The sequence below is a fragment of the Streptomyces enissocaesilis genome (genome assembly GCF_039533765.1).
Taxonomy (GTDB): Bacteria; Actinomycetota; Actinomycetes; order Streptomycetales; family Streptomycetaceae; genus Streptomyces; species Streptomyces enissocaesilis.
Genome location: NZ_BAAAUD010000007.1, coordinates 52,504 through 68,462, shown reverse-complemented (window position 1 = coordinate 68,462; position 15,959 = coordinate 52,504). Strand labels below are relative to the sequence as shown.

Annotated in this window: 13 protein-coding genes and 2 pseudogenes; 5 read left to right on the top strand and 10 right to left on the bottom strand. The window is 66.9% G+C overall.

The window, feature by feature from the left end; translation table 11 throughout:
* Positions 1-82 precede the first annotated feature (82 nt).
* The 8 genes and pseudogenes from ABD374_RS02245 to ABD374_RS02210 all read right to left on the bottom strand — a co-directional run.
* Positions 83-517: a hypothetical protein gene (locus ABD374_RS02245; protein WP_344489705.1), complete on the bottom strand. Its 435-nt coding sequence runs from the start codon at positions 515-517 to the stop codon at positions 83-85.
* A gap of 136 nt (positions 518-653) precedes the next feature.
* Positions 654-824 (bottom strand): peptidoglycan-binding protein, encoded by a 171-nt coding sequence (locus ABD374_RS02240; protein ID WP_425577107.1) that lies wholly within the window; start codon positions 822-824, stop codon positions 654-656.
* A gap of 218 nt (positions 825-1,042) precedes the next feature.
* Positions 1,043-2,761 (bottom strand): ricin-type beta-trefoil lectin domain protein, encoded by a 1,719-nt coding sequence (locus ABD374_RS02235; protein WP_344489702.1) that lies wholly within the window; start codon positions 2,759-2,761, stop codon positions 1,043-1,045.
* Positions 2,762-2,822: 61 nt separating this feature from the next.
* The gene (locus ABD374_RS02230; protein WP_344489699.1) at positions 2,823-4,670 is read right to left on the bottom strand and encodes a family 43 glycosylhydrolase; all 1,848 of its coding nucleotides are present in this window, start codon (positions 4,668-4,670) and stop codon (positions 2,823-2,825) included.
* A 29-nt stretch (positions 4,671-4,699) separates the two neighbouring features.
* Positions 4,700-6,253, bottom strand: a complete 1,554-nt coding sequence (locus ABD374_RS02225) for an RICIN domain-containing protein (protein ID WP_344489696.1) — start codon at positions 6,251-6,253, stop codon at positions 4,700-4,702.
* A gap of 48 nt (positions 6,254-6,301) precedes the next feature.
* Positions 6,302-7,159: a CBM35 domain-containing protein gene (locus tag ABD374_RS02220; RefSeq protein ID WP_344489692.1), complete on the bottom strand. Its 858-nt coding sequence runs from the start codon at positions 7,157-7,159 to the stop codon at positions 6,302-6,304.
* A gap of 1,018 nt (positions 7,160-8,177) precedes the next feature.
* Positions 8,178-9,230, bottom strand: coding sequence for an IS110 family RNA-guided transposase (locus ABD374_RS02215; RefSeq protein WP_344489689.1), 1,053 nt, complete (start codon positions 9,228-9,230; stop codon positions 8,178-8,180).
* A gap of 81 nt (positions 9,231-9,311) precedes the next feature.
* Positions 9,312-9,878, bottom strand: a pseudogene (locus ABD374_RS02210) (transposase family protein); the annotation flags it as partial.
* Positions 9,879-10,023: 145 nt separating this feature from the next.
* Between ABD374_RS02210 and ABD374_RS02205 the strand changes: the two are divergent.
* From ABD374_RS02205 to ABD374_RS02180, 5 genes are all read left to right on the top strand, one after another.
* Positions 10,024-11,604, top strand: a complete 1,581-nt coding sequence (locus ABD374_RS02205) for an ISL3 family transposase (protein ID WP_344489686.1) — start codon at positions 10,024-10,026, stop codon at positions 11,602-11,604.
* Positions 11,605-11,668: 64 nt separating this feature from the next.
* The gene (locus ABD374_RS34515; RefSeq protein WP_425577106.1) at positions 11,669-12,385 is read left to right on the top strand and encodes a transposase; all 717 of its coding nucleotides are present in this window, start codon (positions 11,669-11,671) and stop codon (positions 12,383-12,385) included.
* A complete protein-coding gene (locus ABD374_RS02195) occupies positions 12,282-12,878 on the top strand; it encodes a transposase (protein WP_344489680.1) in 597 nt (198 codons plus the stop codon). The genes ABD374_RS34515 and ABD374_RS02195 overlap by 104 nt, the downstream gene beginning before the upstream one ends.
* Before the next feature lie 565 nt (positions 12,879-13,443).
* Positions 13,444-14,313: an alpha/beta fold hydrolase gene (locus ABD374_RS02185; RefSeq protein WP_344489677.1), complete on the top strand. Its 870-nt coding sequence runs from the start codon at positions 13,444-13,446 to the stop codon at positions 14,311-14,313.
* Positions 14,314-14,549: 236 nt separating this feature from the next.
* Positions 14,550-15,179: a hypothetical protein gene (locus ABD374_RS02180; RefSeq protein WP_344489674.1), complete on the top strand. Its 630-nt coding sequence runs from the start codon at positions 14,550-14,552 to the stop codon at positions 15,177-15,179.
* Here the strand turns inward: ABD374_RS02180 and ABD374_RS02175 are convergent.
* Both ABD374_RS02175 and ABD374_RS34510 read right to left on the bottom strand, forming a co-directional pair.
* A complete protein-coding gene (locus ABD374_RS02175; RefSeq protein WP_344489671.1) occupies positions 15,148-15,297 on the bottom strand; it encodes a hypothetical protein in 150 nt (49 codons plus the stop codon). The genes ABD374_RS02180 and ABD374_RS02175 overlap by 32 nt on opposite strands.
* Positions 15,298-15,813: 516 nt before the next feature.
* Positions 15,814-15,936, bottom strand: a pseudogene (locus tag ABD374_RS34510) (DnaJ domain-containing protein); the annotation flags it as partial.
* Positions 15,937-15,959: the final 23 nt, after the last annotated feature.

Genomic DNA, 15,959 nt, shown 5'->3' with positions numbered 1-15,959 from the left:
CATCGGTCGTCGGAACTACCCGAGCATGCCCGTTGATCATGCTGTCGCACCGGGAAACTCCAAGATCCCCGACAGAGTCAAGCTAGGCCGGCAACCAAGCGGGCCACCATTCCGGAATGTTCTCCTGCGAACAGCGCCCACTGTCACTGACTGCTCCGGCGGGGGTTCCCTGCCAGGCGAAGTGACCCCACGCGAGGGCTCCCAGGAGCAAAGCAGTCGCCGCGGCCGAGAAGATCACTCGGCCCCAGCGACTGCGGACACCCCAGGTTAAGAGCATTCCGGCTCCGAAGGCGGCCACCGACACCAGCATCCCGCCCATCATGGCTACAAGCAGCTCGAAGATCCCGCTTCCCCCGGTGCCGAGCTGTCCTTCCACGTACGAGCCGCAGTACTTGCGGGCGCTGTCGGACAAGGCCCACGAGCCAGCACCGGCAACCGCTCCAGCCAGGCCGGTAAAGCATCCCGCCGTGAGTGTCACTGATCTTTCATCCATGATGTACACGACGACTGCCACCACCTCGGAGTTCCTTGAGGGCGGGAGCCCAATCGGTGAACTGCACCTCCTGAAAAGGTCAGTTCGGTGTTCTGGGGCAATCCGCCTCATGGGCACGCTCATCTGCTCGGTCTGCCCATGAGGCGGAAGTCGGCAGAGATCAGCTACGCGGCACCTTCAGCTGATCCCAGGTCGTCTTCCCCGGCCAGCCGTCGGCCGCCGTGCCGGTGTGGCCGAGCTTCTGCTGCCACTTCTGGTACGAGAGCCGGTCGGACTCTGTCCACTGGGGGCCGGCACCCAGCTCGTACTCGCTGCTACTCTCGTTACATATAGCGATTGGTGCAGGTCAGCCGCAGCTCGATATCCCGGCTCTGAGTCCGCTGCAGGTAGGGCCAAGAAGTATGGCCTGGGCGTTCACGCGACTCGACCAGGCAATCTTTCCATCACATTCCGTTACCACCGGATGTGAGACAGAGCCGTTTACTGCTGGACAGACCCGTTGGCAGGCTCAACTTTGACTTGGGATTTCATACGCATCACAGTGGATGATCAGCTCGCCAGGTCAGTGCATGGGGCGGTGCTGACCAGCACCGCGGCCCTCGGGTCGAGCGCGCGGACGTCGAGGGTGACAGTGGAGCCCTGCACCGCCGCAGCGATCCGGTTCTGTCCGCTCAAGGGGACGCATTCAGCGGCGTGCGACGGGCGGTCGAAGACCGTCAGGACGTTGAGCGGCACGCCGGCGGGCAGGCTGGTATTCGGTACCGTCCGGCGCTGCCCACTCGAGATGCCGGGGCTGTTGTTCCACAGCAGCGCCGCGAACTGGCCGTCGCCGTTGTCGGCTGCAGCGAAGTCGGGGTGGGCCGGGTCGAGGTACGCCCGGGACGAGATTCGGCCTAGAGCGTGGTAGGCGGCCAGAGTTCGCAGGTGACCGGAGAAGCCGTAATGGTCGCCTTCCAGGGTGTCCGCGGTGACCATGTGCTGCAGGTCGACGTAGAACAGCTGCCGGATACTACCGGACAGTTTGCCGTTGCGTTCGGCATGCCACAGGTCGGTCAGCACATGGCCAGGCGATCGCTCGACGGCGTCGGAAACGCCGTCGTCGCCGTACTCGGTCACCCAGGTGCCCGCCTTGCCGGGGATGTCGCCGAGCGACTGCCAGCCGCCGTAGGTGTGGTACGACACCTGGCGGATCTCCGGCCGGGCGACGGTGTTGTTCCAGATCTGCGAGCTGCGGAAGGCGGTGGCCGGTCCCATCAGGGCGCCGGTGTTGTTGCCGACGGCCGCATACAGCCGATTCATGTAGTGATTCCAGGCGCCGACGTTGTCCGGGTCGGCGACGAACCAGTGCGTGTCCGGTTCGTTGATGGTCTCGATGTAACGCACGTTCGGATAGGTGCGGCGCATCCGGTCGGCGAAGGCCAGGTACGGGCCATCGGCGATCTGAGTGATCGAGACGGTGGGCTGACGCCCTCCACCCGCCCACCAGTTGTCGTAGCCGTCGACGCAGCACGCCGCGATGATCATCGGAATGCCGGCCTGGTCGGCCTGCGCGATGAAGCCCTGAACCGCCGCCGGGGTGTTGCGCCAGTGCCCGGTCTCGTTGTCCCAGCGCAGCCACGCGTCGGGCAGGATGCCGTGCAGCCGGCGCAGCGACGCCAGCGTGCGGTTCGAGTCACCGTAGTACAGGTCGGGGATGGCGTAGATTCCCAGCTTCTGCGGATGGATCGTGGTGTTGCCGAACGGTTCGCCGCTCGAACCGCCGGGGATCTGCCACTGCTGGGGCCACTGGTTGTTGCAGTCGTAGAGCTGCAGTTGCACCCCGTTGGTGGTGTTGCCGGCATTGAGGTCGAGGCAGCGTCCGGAGGCCGGGTTGCGCAGTGCCCCGTTCGGCTGCGGCTGCCAGATCTGGTTGGTCCCGCCGTGGCAGTCCCACAGATGGACCTTCGAGAAGTTGGCGGTGCCGTAGCCCTCGACGTCCATGCACTTGCCGAGGGTGCGGACGGTGTTGTCGGTGGCCACCACCGTCCAGATCTGGTCGCGGACGTCGAGACAGTCCCAGAGCTGTACAGACGCGCCGTTGTTCCCGACGTCGTCACCGCTGACGTCGATGCATTTGCCGGTCGCTCCCGGTCCTCGGATCGGCCCTGCGGCGTCGGCGTGTGCCGGTGCCGGGGTGGATTGCAGGCCCACCGACACCAGCAGGGCCAGCGCCGCCACGCCGGCCGACCGGCGCAGCAGTGAAGTGGTGGTATCTGGCATGTCGAGCATGTGTGCTCCTTTTGTGATCGGTTTCGGGGGCCGTCCCCGGCGGGCGCGCCCGGCATTGCGGCTACGGGTAGATCTCGGCTCGGTCGAAGCCGATGTATGTGGCCTGTGACGCCGACTGTTTGGTGCCGGTGTTGCGGATCCGCAGGGTGTGCGGGCCGGGGCTCAGCCGCGGGCTGACCCAGAGGACTCTTTCTCCGTCCCGGACCGGGCCGTAGTAGTCGACGGTGGTCTCCGGTCCGCCGTCGATTGACAGCGCGGCGATGCCGTTGCCGACGTCACGTACACCGAGCAGGGCAATTTGAGCTCCGGTGAAGGTGATCGTCGCGGTGGCGCCGCTCTGGTTGGTGTAGTGGTCGTCGCCCTGGTAGCACTGGGTGCCACAGGTTGTTCCGATGCTCCAGCCGGCGGAGTACGACACCGTCGAGCTGCCGGCGGCCGGCAGCTGCCACTGTTGGGGCCACTGGTTGTTGCAGTCGTAGAGCTGCAGTTGCACCCCGTTGGTGGTGTTGCCGGCATTGAGGTCGAGGCAGCGTCCGGAGGCCGGGTTGCGCAGTGCCCCGTTCGGCTGCGGCTGCCAGATCTGGTTGGTCCCGCCGTGGCAGTCCCACAGATGGACCTTCGAGAAGTTGGCGGTGCCGTAGCCCTCGACGTCCATGCACCGGCCCATCGATCGGAGTGTGCCGTCGCCCTGGACGGTCCATTGCTGATCCTGCGCGTTCTGGCAGTCCCAAAGCTGCACCTTCGCGCCGAGGCTTCCGGTGTCCGCACCACTGACATCGACGCATTTGCCGGTGTTGCCAGGGCCGCGGATCGGGCCGGTCACGGTGCCGCTGCCCTCGGTGTCGGTGTCGTTGACGACCCTCGGCGCGGGGCCGGGATCGCCGGACGGCAGCGCAAGGTCGGCGCCCTTGGCCACCGGCGTACCGAAATTGGGTGTGCCATCGGCGTTCCAGGTGAACCGCTGCGCGCGGGTGTCGCGCCCGGCGTAGGTGTTGTCGCCGGCGGCATCGGTGTTCTTCGCCTGGTAGACGATCCAGTCCTGGGTGCCGTCCGGCGAGGTGAAGAAGCCGTTGCTGCCGACACTGTAGGCCCCGGCGGCCGGGTTGCTGGCGAAGACCGTGCCGTGGTTGCGCCAGTGGCCGCCGTTCATCGGATCGGCACCGTCACCGATCGACAGCATCTTCATCTGATAAGTGGGCTTGCCGGTGTCGCAGACCGAATAGGTGAGGAAGGTACGCCCATTGCGGTGCAGGGTGGCCGGCGCCTCGGCGACGGCGTCACAGATGTCGACGGGCATCTCGTAACTGGTGCCGGTCAACGTCCACGGGTTGGCCATCGGGGCGAGCCGTAGCCGGTCGAAACCGCAGCAGTAACCGGAGGCCCAGACGAAGTAGAGTGACCCGTTGTGCAGGAACGGCACCCCGTCGATGCCGAAGTAGCCGCTGCTCGGGTCGTTCAGCTGGGCCTTGTAATGGTAGGGGCCGGCCGGGGTCGCCCCCTGCGAGATCAACCCGTCGGACTCGAGCACCTGCATGCGGTGTTTGGAGACGTCACCGTCGTCGCCGGTCCAGTACACGTACCAGCGGTCGTTGAGGCTGACGACGACCGGCGCCCAGATGTTGCGGTTGCGGTTGGCGTTGGTCTCGGTCCAGATGACGGCCGCGGGCGCGGCGAGCAATCCGCCGAGGCTGGCCGCGGTACGCATCCGGAGGGTGTTGTCGCCGCCGGTCTCAACGGCGTAGTAGCGGCCGTTGTGATGAGTGATGTAGGGGTCCGGTGCCGGGCTCAGCGGGTTGCGAAACGTGTTCGCCGGAGCCGCCGCGGCGCTGCCCGGCGCGTTGGAGACGGCGAACAGGCTGCCGGTGAGCAGCATGGCAATTATCAGGAGGCATCGCTGTAATCTGGTCATGGAAGACCTTTCTCGGTGGGTGGGGCGGTTCATACCAGGCGCCACAGGTGGTCGGGGGTGCCGTTGTCGTCCCACTGCGTGGTCTGGGCGCCGTCCAGCAACGACATGCCGTCGACCGCGATGACCTTGCCGCTGTGCCGGTTCTGCAGCACGAACCAGCCGTCGCCGCGGTCGAGTCGTCGCCACAGGTGGTCGGCTGTTCCGGTGTCGTTCCACTGGGTGATCCAGGCGCCGTTGTCGCGTGACATCCCGGCGACGGCGAGGACCTTGCCGCTGTGCTGCACCTGCAGCCGGAACCAGCCGTCCCCGTTGTCGACGAAACGCCATTTCTGGTTCGTCCCGCCGGTCTCGTGCCACTGCCAGACCCGCGCCCCGCTGTCCTGGGAGATGTTGGAGACGTCCAGCACCTTGCCGGAGTGCCGGTTTCGCAGGGCGGTCCAACCGCCTCCGCTGTCGGTGAGCCCTTCCGGGAAGCCGGCATCGTCCTTGTAGGCGGCGATGTACTGCCGGGTCCATCGGTAGTAGCGGTCGCCGTTGCCGCCGGGCTGACCGGGGTCCTGCGGTTCCAGATCGCGGCTGGCCGACGAGTGGTAGTTGTCGACGAACCGGGTGTTGCCCGACTCGTCCAGGAAGCGCTGCGCGATCCACTCGTTCCACCAGGTCAGCACGGTGATGCGAGGACGGACCTGGAACGCCCTCCGCCACTGTTCCTGCAAGGTCAGCCCACCGCGGCGCCAGATCGCGCTCCCGGCGTCCGTCATGTAGCTGCGCTGCAGGGCGGCGCTGACGGTGATCTGCTCGGCGGTCCCGCCGTCGTAGGCGACCTGCTGAGGAGACGGTTGCAGGAACGACCACTCGCGTTGTGGCAGGCCGGTCTGCAGACCCCACATCTTGCGCAGCGTGAAGCGGTCGGCGAGCTGCCCTGGGACCACCTCGGTCACCAGCAGCAGCGGCTTGCCCTGGTAGAAGGCGAACAAATGGTCGTTGGCGTGGTTCGCGTACCAGCGGTCCCAGACGAAGCGGGCCACTGCGGAGGCGTCCCCGGAGTTGGCCCAGCTGCCCACCCAGAACACCACGTGCGGGGTCCGCCGCCCGGCGCCCCGGGCGACCCGCATCTGATCCAACAGGACGTCGACCGGATGGGTGAACAGGTTGTCGTACCCGCCGTAGCCGCTGCAGTTGGTGGCGTCCACGACGATGAAGTCGACGCGGGCGTCGGACAGCTGCTGGAAATGTCGGTCCAACACGGCCCGGTCGTCGCTGCGGTAGTAGCCGCCGGCCGGGCGGCCCCAGTGGTGCCACCAGTTCGCGGGGCCCCACCGGGGCGGCTGGCCGGTCCGGGCGGCCTCGGCCAGCAGGTCGGTGTTGTCATAGATCGGTTGCCCTACCCCGACGGCCAGGTTCAGCCAGACCGAGTAACACATGCCCACAGCGTCGGGCGTGCTGTCGAGGTGCAGGGAACGGGTCATGTCCGGCAGCGGTGCCGCGTGCGCGCTGCTCATCGGAATGCCGGCCGCGGCAAGCGGCAGGCCGAGCGCGACCGTGCGGAGCAGGGTGCGCCGGGACGGGGACTGGTCGGACATGGGAACTCCAGGCTTCAGGGAAGGCGGAACACCTGAGGGGGAAGCTGGTTACAGGTCTGCAGGCGGGTGCCGGGCCGGGTGTGGCCGACCGGAACGTCCGGGCAACGGCCGGAGCACGGATCGCGCAGGCTGCGGGACCCAGCGCTGCGTCGGACTACCCCAGCAGCCCCACATCTGCACGGGTGTACCGGCCTTGGTGCCCCGGCCGGTCGCCGCGGTCACCTTGATGTCAAGGCACTTGCCCAGCACGCAGGGTGCCGTTACTTCGTACGGTCCAGACCTGCGCACCGCCCCCGATGCAATCCCAAAGGATGATCGGGTGCCGTTCACCCGGTTGCCACCGACCACGTCGACGCAGCGGTCGCCGACCATACAGATCGAGCCGGCGCGTGGCCGGTACTTGAAGTCGCCGACCTCGCCGAGCGCGCCCACCCGCGGATGGGCATGGAACCGGCGCAGGAAGTCCAGGAAGTTGGACCGGCCGTCGGTGAGGAAGCCACCGGGCGGCGCCGCCGGGGCGGGAGTCGGCTGCAGCGCGTCGATCTCGTAGCAGCCCCAGTTGCTCTGCAGGGTCACCATGTTGTCGCCGAGCCGCAGCAGCATGCGCCCGACCGGGACGCTGCTGAAAGTCTCGACGCCGGGCAGCACCAGGCCGCCGACCAAGACGCCGTTCAACAGCAGCCAAGTCTGTTTCCATCCGAACGGTGAGCGGTAGACGACCGCGACGTCGAACAGCCCGCCGGCACCGCCCGCCACGGTGATCGCGATCTGGTCCGCGGGGTCGTCGAAGCCGGCCACACAGCCGCTGTCCGAGCAGTCCGGGACGGCTGTCGCCGTGAACACCCCGCTCAGGACACCGCCTTCGGCCCCGCAGGTGCCGGTGTCGGCAGCGGCTGATGCGATCACCGTCAGAAGTACCAGGGCCGCCGCGAATATCGGGGCGAGCAAGTGGTGCCAGAAGAGGACGCTTCATGGGAGTGCTCCCATATGGCGGTCGGTGGAGCCGAGGCAGCGATTCCCGGGTTGGGGGTGCGTTCGGCCGAACCGAGTCGATCGACCAGAGCGTCCAACACGAGTCACCAGAATCAATCAATACCGGACTGTAAATTCGTCGGCGGCGCGCGTCAATAGGTTCGGCAATCGATGCGAGACGACGGGACCACGCCGGGGACTGTGCGGTTTTCGGCCCTGTCTCACATTCAGTGGTGACGTAGAGTCATGAGGTCGTTGACACTCACGCGAAGAACGCTAACGAGCTGGGCCACGGCGAGCCCTTCACCCGAGGCGCCGCCGCCGCGGCCGAGGAGGCCGGACTGCGCGGCGCCTCCTGACCGGGCCCCGTGTCCGGCGGCCTCGCGCGAGCGGCTCCCTCCGACGCGCCCGCCCGGAAGGGTGCCTCCGGTTCAGCTCCAAGGCCAGGCACGCAGTGGCGCCCGACATTCCTTCAGAGTGATCGGCACCCCTTTCGGCGTTCGGGGGGTTCAGGCCCGTTCCCAGCAAGTCTCCGCGGACCTTCTGCTCCTTCGCTCCCTGCATCCGGATCCGCAACGGCGCGGCGCGCTGCAAGCCTTGGCGCATGGCGGCTGCCGGATCTTGCCCGTGCTCACAGCCGACCGCAGGCAGGACGAGGAGCAGGCGGTGTATCGTGTCCGGTAGGACCGGTCAGGCCGCGTCGGGGTCGCTCCCAGGTACGAAGACGTCGGAGATCCCGACCGCTTGGTCGCTACGGCTCACCGCAGCTCCGACGATTCCCCTGCCCTCGGAAGGCTGCTCGGCAAGCAGCAAGGCGGCCGGTCGTCGGGGAGCTCAGACCGAAGGGGATCGGCACTGCCGCCCTTTCCCCGCGGCCTTTCCTGGCGGCCACCTGGTGTCGGCGTACACGTGAACGTGGCTCTGACACGAAAATACAGAGCTTCTGTGCAGGTCAGTTCGCTGTGATGGGGTCGAAGCGGATGGTCAGGCCGAGGCTGTTGGCTTCCTTGAGCATGCGGCGCATGGCGCGGGCGGGGTCGCGCTTGGTGAAGTAGTCGGCGCCGAGCTCGCGATAGGGAACGTGGTCGTTCAGGACATGCCAGATGGCGATTGCGATCTTGTGCATGACGGCGACCAGGGCACGTTTTCCGCCACGACGGGCGGAGAGCCGGCGGAAGAACACCGACAGGTAGGAGTTCTTGTTGCGGATCGCGGCCATCGCGGCGACTCCGAGCAGGCGTTTGAGATTGCTGTTGCCGTGGCGGGTCTGCCCGGACTTGTTCACCCCGGCTGATTCGTTTTGCCCCGGGCAGACGCCGATCCATGAGGCGAGGTGCTGGGCCGTGGTGAACTGGGCCATGTCTCCGCCGGTCTCCGCGAGGATCACCTCGGCCGCGAGGCGTCCGACCCCTGGAATGGTGTCCAGCAGGTTCAGGTCCTCTTCCCTCTCGGCCATCAGGAGGGTGATGCGGGAGTCGAACGCGGCAGTGATGGACCGCAGTCTGTCGGTTTCGTCGAGGTAGTGACGGATCATGAAGGCGTGGTGGTCGGTGAAGTCCCCGTCCAAGGCCTCGATCAAGGCAGGGATCTTGGCACGGGCCTTGCCGACGACAAGACCCGCGAGCCGTTCAGGGTCGCGCTCGCCCGCGATCAGCGCTTCGAGGATGGCCCGGCCCGACACGCCGACCACGTCGGTCAGCACCGAGGTGAGCTTCATGCCGGTGTCCGCGAGTTCTTTCTCCAGCCGCTGGGCCTCCCAGCCCGCAGCCCTGACGATCTCGGTGCGTCGGCGGGTCAGGTCACGCAGCTCGCGGACCGCGCGTTCGGGCACGAAGGAGCCCATGACCATTCCGGACGCGCCGGCCCGGGCCAAGAACGCCGCGTCGTTCGGGTCGGTCTTGCGGCCCCGGATGCCCTTGAGGTGAGCGGGGTTGACCAGCATCAGGTTCAGGTGCGGCTGCAGCAGGTAGTACACACCCCGCCAGTAATCGGATGTCGCCTCCATGTGAGGCGCCCTGCGTTTCTCGGACAGCGACTTTGAGGGATTCCTATGCTGCGGCCTGCAACTCTTCGTGCTGAGCCTCTTTCATCCTGAATAGTCGCAGGTCAGTAGCGTGTGGACGGCTTGGACAATGGTGCTGATGCGGCGGGTGGAGCATCTGGCTCGCCGGAGCAGTCGCCAGGACTTCAGTTGCGCGAAGGCGCGTTCGCCGGGAGCCCTGAGTCGGGCGTGGTCGCGGTTGAACTGCTGGTAGTGCTCGGGCTGTTCGCGGTGGTGGTAGTACGGGGTGCGGAAGGTGGCGTCGGCACCTTGGTAGGCGCGGTCGGCGAGGACGAGGATCTGTCGGGTCAGGTACGCCTGGACGATGCCGTGCGCGCGGGCTGACGTCAGGTCGTGAGTGCGGCCGGGTGTCGCGCGGGAGAACCAGAGCGGTGTCCCGTCGGGCCGGGCGATGACCTGCACGTTCATGCCGTGCTGGCGGTGTTTCTGCGAGTAGTACGGCTGGTCTGCACGGGTCCGGTCGGTGGGGATGAGGGTGCCGTCGACGATGACGTGGTCGCCCTCGCCGAGGCCGGTGAGAGCTTCGTGCAGGCCGGGCGCCCAGGAGGCCAGGACATCGAGGGTCTCGTTGACGTATCGCCAGGCTGTTGTCGGCGTACACGTGAACGTGGCTCTGGCAAGATTTTCGTAGGCGGAGATCATCGCGGTGCCACGGTCGGCCGGTCCGCAGGTGGGCAGCCTGTGACTGTGCTCTGTTGAACTGGAAAGCTTGTTACCGCAGTTGTCCGATGTACAGGTGGTCTCGGTTGAGGTTTCCGATGCGGTGGTGGCGGTCCGCGCCCGCACGAGATCCGGTGAACCAGCGGGCTGCACGGAATGTGGCCAGCTCAGCGAGTGGTGCCACAGCCGCTACGCGCGGCGCCTCGTCGACGTCACGCTCGCAGGCCACCCTCTGCGCATCGACCTGTCCGTACGCCGCCTGTACTGCGAGAACATGACCTGCCCGAAGACGACCTTCGCCGAGCAGGTACCGGGCCTGACCGTGCGCTACCAGCGGCGGACACCACGACTGCAGCGCCTGGTGGAGGACATCGGCGTGGTGCTGGCCGGCCGCGGCGGATCCCGGATGCTTCGAATCTTGGATATCAGGCTCTCGCGGGTCGCCGTCTTGTCCCAGCTGATGCGGGTGTCGCTGCCATCACTGGTCACGCCCCGGGTCCTGGGGGTCGACGACTTCGCTCTTCGCAGCGGCACCTACGGCACCCTCCTGGTCGACGCCACCACCCGGCTTCCACTCACCATCTGGGAAGGACGTGACGCGGAACAGCTCGGCCGCTGGCTCCGTGAACACCCGGGCGTCGAGGTCGCCTGCCGCGACGGCTCCCTCACCTACCGGCAGGGCATCACAGCCGGCGCCCCAAAAGCCGTGCAGGTCAGTGACCGCTTTCACCTCTGGCAGGGCCTGTCCCGCCGAGTTCAGGACATCGCCTCTGCCCACAGCGGCTGCCTGCCCGCAGCCCTGCCACCGGTCAGCGAGGATGATCACCTGCTAGCCGAGGAGAGCACCGAGAACGCCGCAGTGAGCAGCAGGGCCGGGCGCCATGCCCAGCGTCTGTTCGAGGCGGTCCAAGCCCTGACCCGCACCGGCCGGAGCCACAGCTCCGTGGCCCGCGAGCTCGGCCTGGACCGCCGCACCGTCGGCAAGTACGCCCGTGCCCGCACCTGGCAGGAAGTAATGCGCCGGCCGCCCCGCAAGCCCTCCACCCTGGACCCCTACCTCGACTACCTGCGACAACGCTGGGACGAAGGACAACACAGCGCGAAGATCCTGCACGAAGAACTGCAGACCAAGGGCTACCTCGGTCACTATCAGCGCGTGAAGATGGCCGTCGCACCGCTCCGCCGCAGCCTGCCCATCGACGAGCCACGCGAGCGCCCACCCTCACCTCGCGAAGCGGCCCGCTGGATCACCATCCACCCGCACCGCCGCGGCCCGCACATCAACGAGCGCCTGCCCCGGCTCCTCGAACACTGCCCCGAACTCAAGCTCACCCACGACCTGGTCCGCCGCTTCGCCACCATGGTCGACAACCAGGACGCGGCACCCTTGCCGGGCTGGCTGAGTGACCTCGCACAGAGCGGACTCGCTCCTCTCACCGGCCTCGCCGGAGCCCTGCACGAAGACCGACATGCCGTCGCTCAGGGAATCACGACCCCTTACAACTCCGGAGTCAACGAAGGCCGCATCACCGACGTCAAGCTGCAGAAACGGATCATGGCCGGACGTGCTGGCGTCTCTCTTCTCCGCCACCGCGTCGTCCTGATCGCCCACCTTCGCCGACGCTATACGGACCGGCCGACCGTGGCACCGCGATGATCTCCGCCTACGAAAATCTTGCCAGAGCCACTTTAAGGAGTACGCCGACAGCCTGGCCCGACGGATGGGGATGCCGGTAGCGAAGGACACGCTGCTACGGCTTCTTCGAGCCTCCGACCTCGAGGAACCTGGTGCGGTGCGGGTCCTGGGAGTGGATGAGTTCGCTCTTCTCAAGGGGCACAACTACGCAACGCTGCTGGTCGACCTTGAAGCCCGCCGCCCCATCGACGTCCTGCCCGGCCGGGAGGCCGAGACGGTCGCCCGGTGGCTCAAAGGTCGTCCGGAGGTGGAGATCGTCTGCCGTGACCGGGCCTCCGCCTATGCCGAGGCAGCCAGGGCGGCCGCTCCTCAAGCGGTGCAGATCGCGGACGTGTGGCACCTGTGGAACAACCTCGCCAAGGCCGTCGAGAGGACCCTCACCAGCCATTACGCGTGCATCCGCGCCGGTCACGAAGCCGTCAGGCAGCCTGACGAGGAGGCTTCGGTGCCACCACCGGACGGGACACTCGACGTCAACGGGCGCCCGCGCCGGATCGTCGGCCGGATCCGCGAACGACACCGCCGCGTCCACGAACTCCTAGCCCAAGGCCGTTCATCACGTGGGATCAGCCGGGATCTCGACCTGGACTACTACGCCGTCCGCCGATACGCCCGCACCTCGGACGTCGATTACGCTGTTGGTCAAGGTCACCCAGCGACGGACCCTGCTGGACGACCACAAGCCATACCTCTACGAACGCTTCACCGAGGGCTGCCGCAACGCCAGCCAGCTGTTTCGTGAAGTCCGTGACCTGGGATTTCGCGGGGACCGCACGGTCGTCAACCGTTACATTCGCCAGCTCAAGCAAGGTATCGAGACCGCGCCTCCACCTCCAGCGCTGCCCAAACCGCGCCGGGCACTTCGCTGGATGATGACGCACCCCGACCGACTACGGCCACACGAAGTCATCGGCCTCAAGGCGGTCCGGGCCGCCTGCCCCGAACTCGACATGGCCGTCCAGCACGTCCGCAACTTCGCCACCCTCATGCACGACCGGCGAGGAGGGGATGTCCTCGACTGGATCGAGCAAGTCCACGACAGCGACCTGCCCTCGTTGCAGCAGTTCGCCCGCGGCCTCCTCCACGACCAGGACGCCGTCGTTGCCGGCCTCTCCTCAACCTGGAGCTCAGGACAAGTCGAAGGCCAGGTCACCCGCGTCAAGCTGATCAAGCGAGCCGGATACGGCCGAGCCAAACTCGACCTCCTCCGAACCCGGATCCTCCTCAGAACCTGAACACCGCCCCATCACAAGATCAGCGACAGAGTCCTTTAAGGAGTACGCCGACAAGTACCTCCCCTACGCCCTCAACACCTACCGCGTCCTCCTCACCCGCGGCACCCACACCACCCGCATCCACTCCACCGACCCCACCACCCAACACTTCCTCCACACCCTCATCCACGCTGGCTGACGCGACCCCACGGGCGAGGAAGACGAGAAGGCGTCGTGAAGTTCAGCGCGGCGTCCCAGCGGACGGTCAACTGCCGCCCGCGCCTCCGGCCCGCTCGTCCTCCCTCTACAGCACCTCTCCTGACGCCGAGAAACCCCGTGGGCCGATGATCAGAGCCCTCGCGGGGCACGGCCGGCCTGAACGACTGGGCTGACGCGGGCTACGTCGGCGCGCTGCGCCCGCTTGTCACGTTCAGTTCTGGAACTGCACTCCGTGATAGAACGTCGGCGGCCTCCCACCCGCCGACATCGGGGTGGGAGGCCGTATTTGCCGCCCTGACCCGTAACTGGCCCCTCGAAGCGATACGATACGTCTCGTCTAGCCTCAGGTTCACCTTGGAGGAACACCATGGAACGCTTCATCGACGCAGCGCCCGGCGTACGCCTCTGGACGGAAGGTCGGGGTGCCACGGACGCGTCTCCGCTGCTATTGATCATGGGAGCACAAGCACCCGGCCTGGGCTGGCCGGACGAGCTGGTGGACATGCTCACCTCCCGCCATCGTGTGATCCGCTACGACCACCGCGACACCGGTCGCTCCACTTGGACGTTCGACCAGCGGCCCTATCCCCTCAGCCAACTCGCGGAAGACGCCCTCACGGTGCTGGACGGCCTCGACATCGAACGCGCCCACATAGTGGGCATGTCACTGGGAGGGATGCTCACCCAACTCCTCATCGCGGACCACCCCAACCGGTTGCTCAGCGCGACGCTGATCGGCACAAGCGCGCTGAGCGCCGTCCCATACGTCCAGCCGGACGGAACCCCGATCCCGCCCGAGGAACTCCCCGGTATCGCACCCCGCCTGCTGGAGATGTGGTCCCGTCCCGTGGAGGACCTCGGTCTGGAAGCGGAGCTGGAACGGCGGGTCGAGCACTGGCGGATCCTGGGCGGACATCAGCTTCCCTTCGACGCCGAATACGCCCGCGCCCTGGAGCTGAAGGTCATCGAACACACCGGGCACTACGCCACCAGCACCGCGCATGCCCGCGCCGACGCGTCCAACCTGAATCGCACCGAGCAACTCGCCCAGACCACAGTGCCCACCCTCGTCATCTCTGCTCCCGCCGAACCAGTCTTCCCGCCACCCCATCCCCACCACCTCGCCCAGGCGATTCAAGGCGCACGCATCATCGAAATCCCCGGCATGGGGCACGCACTCCCACGTGAGGTGCACACGCCGCTCGCTGCCGCGATCTTGGACCACACCAAACGCTGATGTGCAGCCGGGCCCAAGTGCTGCGGGAACCAAGACTTCCGACCCGTTGGGGGCCCTTGGACCAAACATCCCGCGCCGCCGTGCGCGTAAGGATCATGCGCCGTACGATTGAAGGGTGGACGCGGCCAGGTCGGGCCCGTGCATACCGAGCACTTGGAAGGCTATCCGTTTACCTGGCCGCCACCCCGTGAAGGGAGTCGGCCGCCATGAGTAGCCCCACAACCAAGATCAGCCCCATGACCAAGATGAGAGCCCGTGCCAACAGCGCGCCCATCTGGTGGACGATCATCGTCTGCGTTTCCGTCGGCGTGTTGGGCTACGTGACGCTCTGGGTATCCCATGCCATTGGTTGGCTTGAGTCGGGAGCCGTGCCGTGGCAGCCGGTGGTCGGCATCGTGCTGGTCGTGATCGCTCTGGTGTCGTATGGCGGGTTTTATGTGGCCTCTCGCCGGGCCAGAATCGCCATCGCTTCTAGCTTCCTCCTGACCTTCCTGGTGATGTTGACCTTCGTCCTCACGTTCCCACGCTTCGAGGAAGTCGTTGATCGAAGTTATGCCCGAGGTCTGATGGACGATTTCCGCACCATCGTGATGGCGGTAGTCATCTCCTACTTCGGCAGCGAGGCGGTCGTCGGGTTCACCAAGGTGACGGCGGCGAAGGACGCGGAAGATGCGACAGCTGAGTCCATTCGCCAGTCAGACCGTGATCTGGTGGTGCCTGCGCCGACTAATCCGCCTCCGCCGCCACCGGCGGAGCCGACAACACCGCCTTCTCCCAGCCCAGCTCCAGCCGTCGACCCGGCAGCTGACCCGCCCTCACAGGGCCGCGGCCGTTTCAGTCGCAGTTCGGGGCGTCGACGTATTTGATCCAATCCGCGAGGAAGGCCCACCGCTGTCGGCGCTCGGCCACGGCGTCGAGCTGCGGTTGGCGGCGGTGCTCGTGCAGCCCCTCCAGCGGTTCCCAGTCCGCCTGCTTGTCGACCAAGACCTCGACGTACTCGTACCGTCCATAGGTCCAGCCATCTCGAACGAGACTAGGTTCGACGTTGGCTCGCTCCCAGTACGGAAACTCCGGCGTCCACCAGGCCACGTGGTTGTCAGGCTGGCCGGGGCCGGCCACCGACCAGATGACCTCACTGGCCTTCGTGCTTGAGCCCGGTTTGGCCCGGAAGGAGGAGGTCGCCCGCCCGTCATGGCTGCTCTCAGAGCAGTAGGGGTGATAGGGGTGATTCGCCTGGTCGCTACCCGGCAACGACAACCCCAGCAAGTGAACACTGCCGAGTGCCAGAACAACGGCCAGCAGGACAGCTCCGAGGCCAACCCTCCAGCCAGCGCTGGGTGACGGCTCCGTGGCTGGCGGCGCGGATGAGGGCTCCGGTCTATTCGGCTCTGGTGGCGGCTCCGGGGGTGGTTCTGGCTCGGGCGATGGTTCCGGGGGTGGGTCCGCCGTGGAGCCACCAGCTGTTTGCCGCCGCGTTCGTTCGTCCAGGTCATACGCCCGCCGCTTGGCTTCGTCGCTCAACGTCTCAAAGGCCAGGTCGAGGCAGGCCATCTCCTCGTGGGCCACCGCCTGTTCGTCAGCCGGCCGGCGATCCGGGTGGAGGCGCAGCAGCTGCCGCCGGTACGCCCGCCGGAGAGTGAGCCTTT

Coding starts and splice junctions, on each gene's coding strand:
- ABD374_RS02235 (WP_344489702.1), bottom strand. CDS start 2,761: ATGCTCGACATGCCAGATACCACCACTTCACTGCTGCGCCGGTCGGCC.
- ABD374_RS02230 (WP_344489699.1), bottom strand. CDS start 4,670: ATGACCAGATTACAGCGATGCCTCCTGATAATTGCCATGCTGCTCACC.
- ABD374_RS02225 (WP_344489696.1), bottom strand. CDS start 6,253: ATGTCCGACCAGTCCCCGTCCCGGCGCACCCTGCTCCGCACGGTCGCG.
- ABD374_RS02215 (WP_344489689.1), bottom strand. CDS start 9,230: ATGGAGGCGACATCCGATTACTGGCGGGGTGTGTACTACCTGCTGCAG.
- ABD374_RS34515 (WP_425577106.1), top strand. CDS start 11,669: ATGGGGATGCCGGTAGCGAAGGACACGCTGCTACGGCTTCTTCGAGCC.
- ABD374_RS02185 (WP_344489677.1), top strand. CDS start 13,444: ATGGAACGCTTCATCGACGCAGCGCCCGGCGTACGCCTCTGGACGGAA.
- ABD374_RS02180 (WP_344489674.1), top strand. CDS start 14,550: ATGACCAAGATGAGAGCCCGTGCCAACAGCGCGCCCATCTGGTGGACG.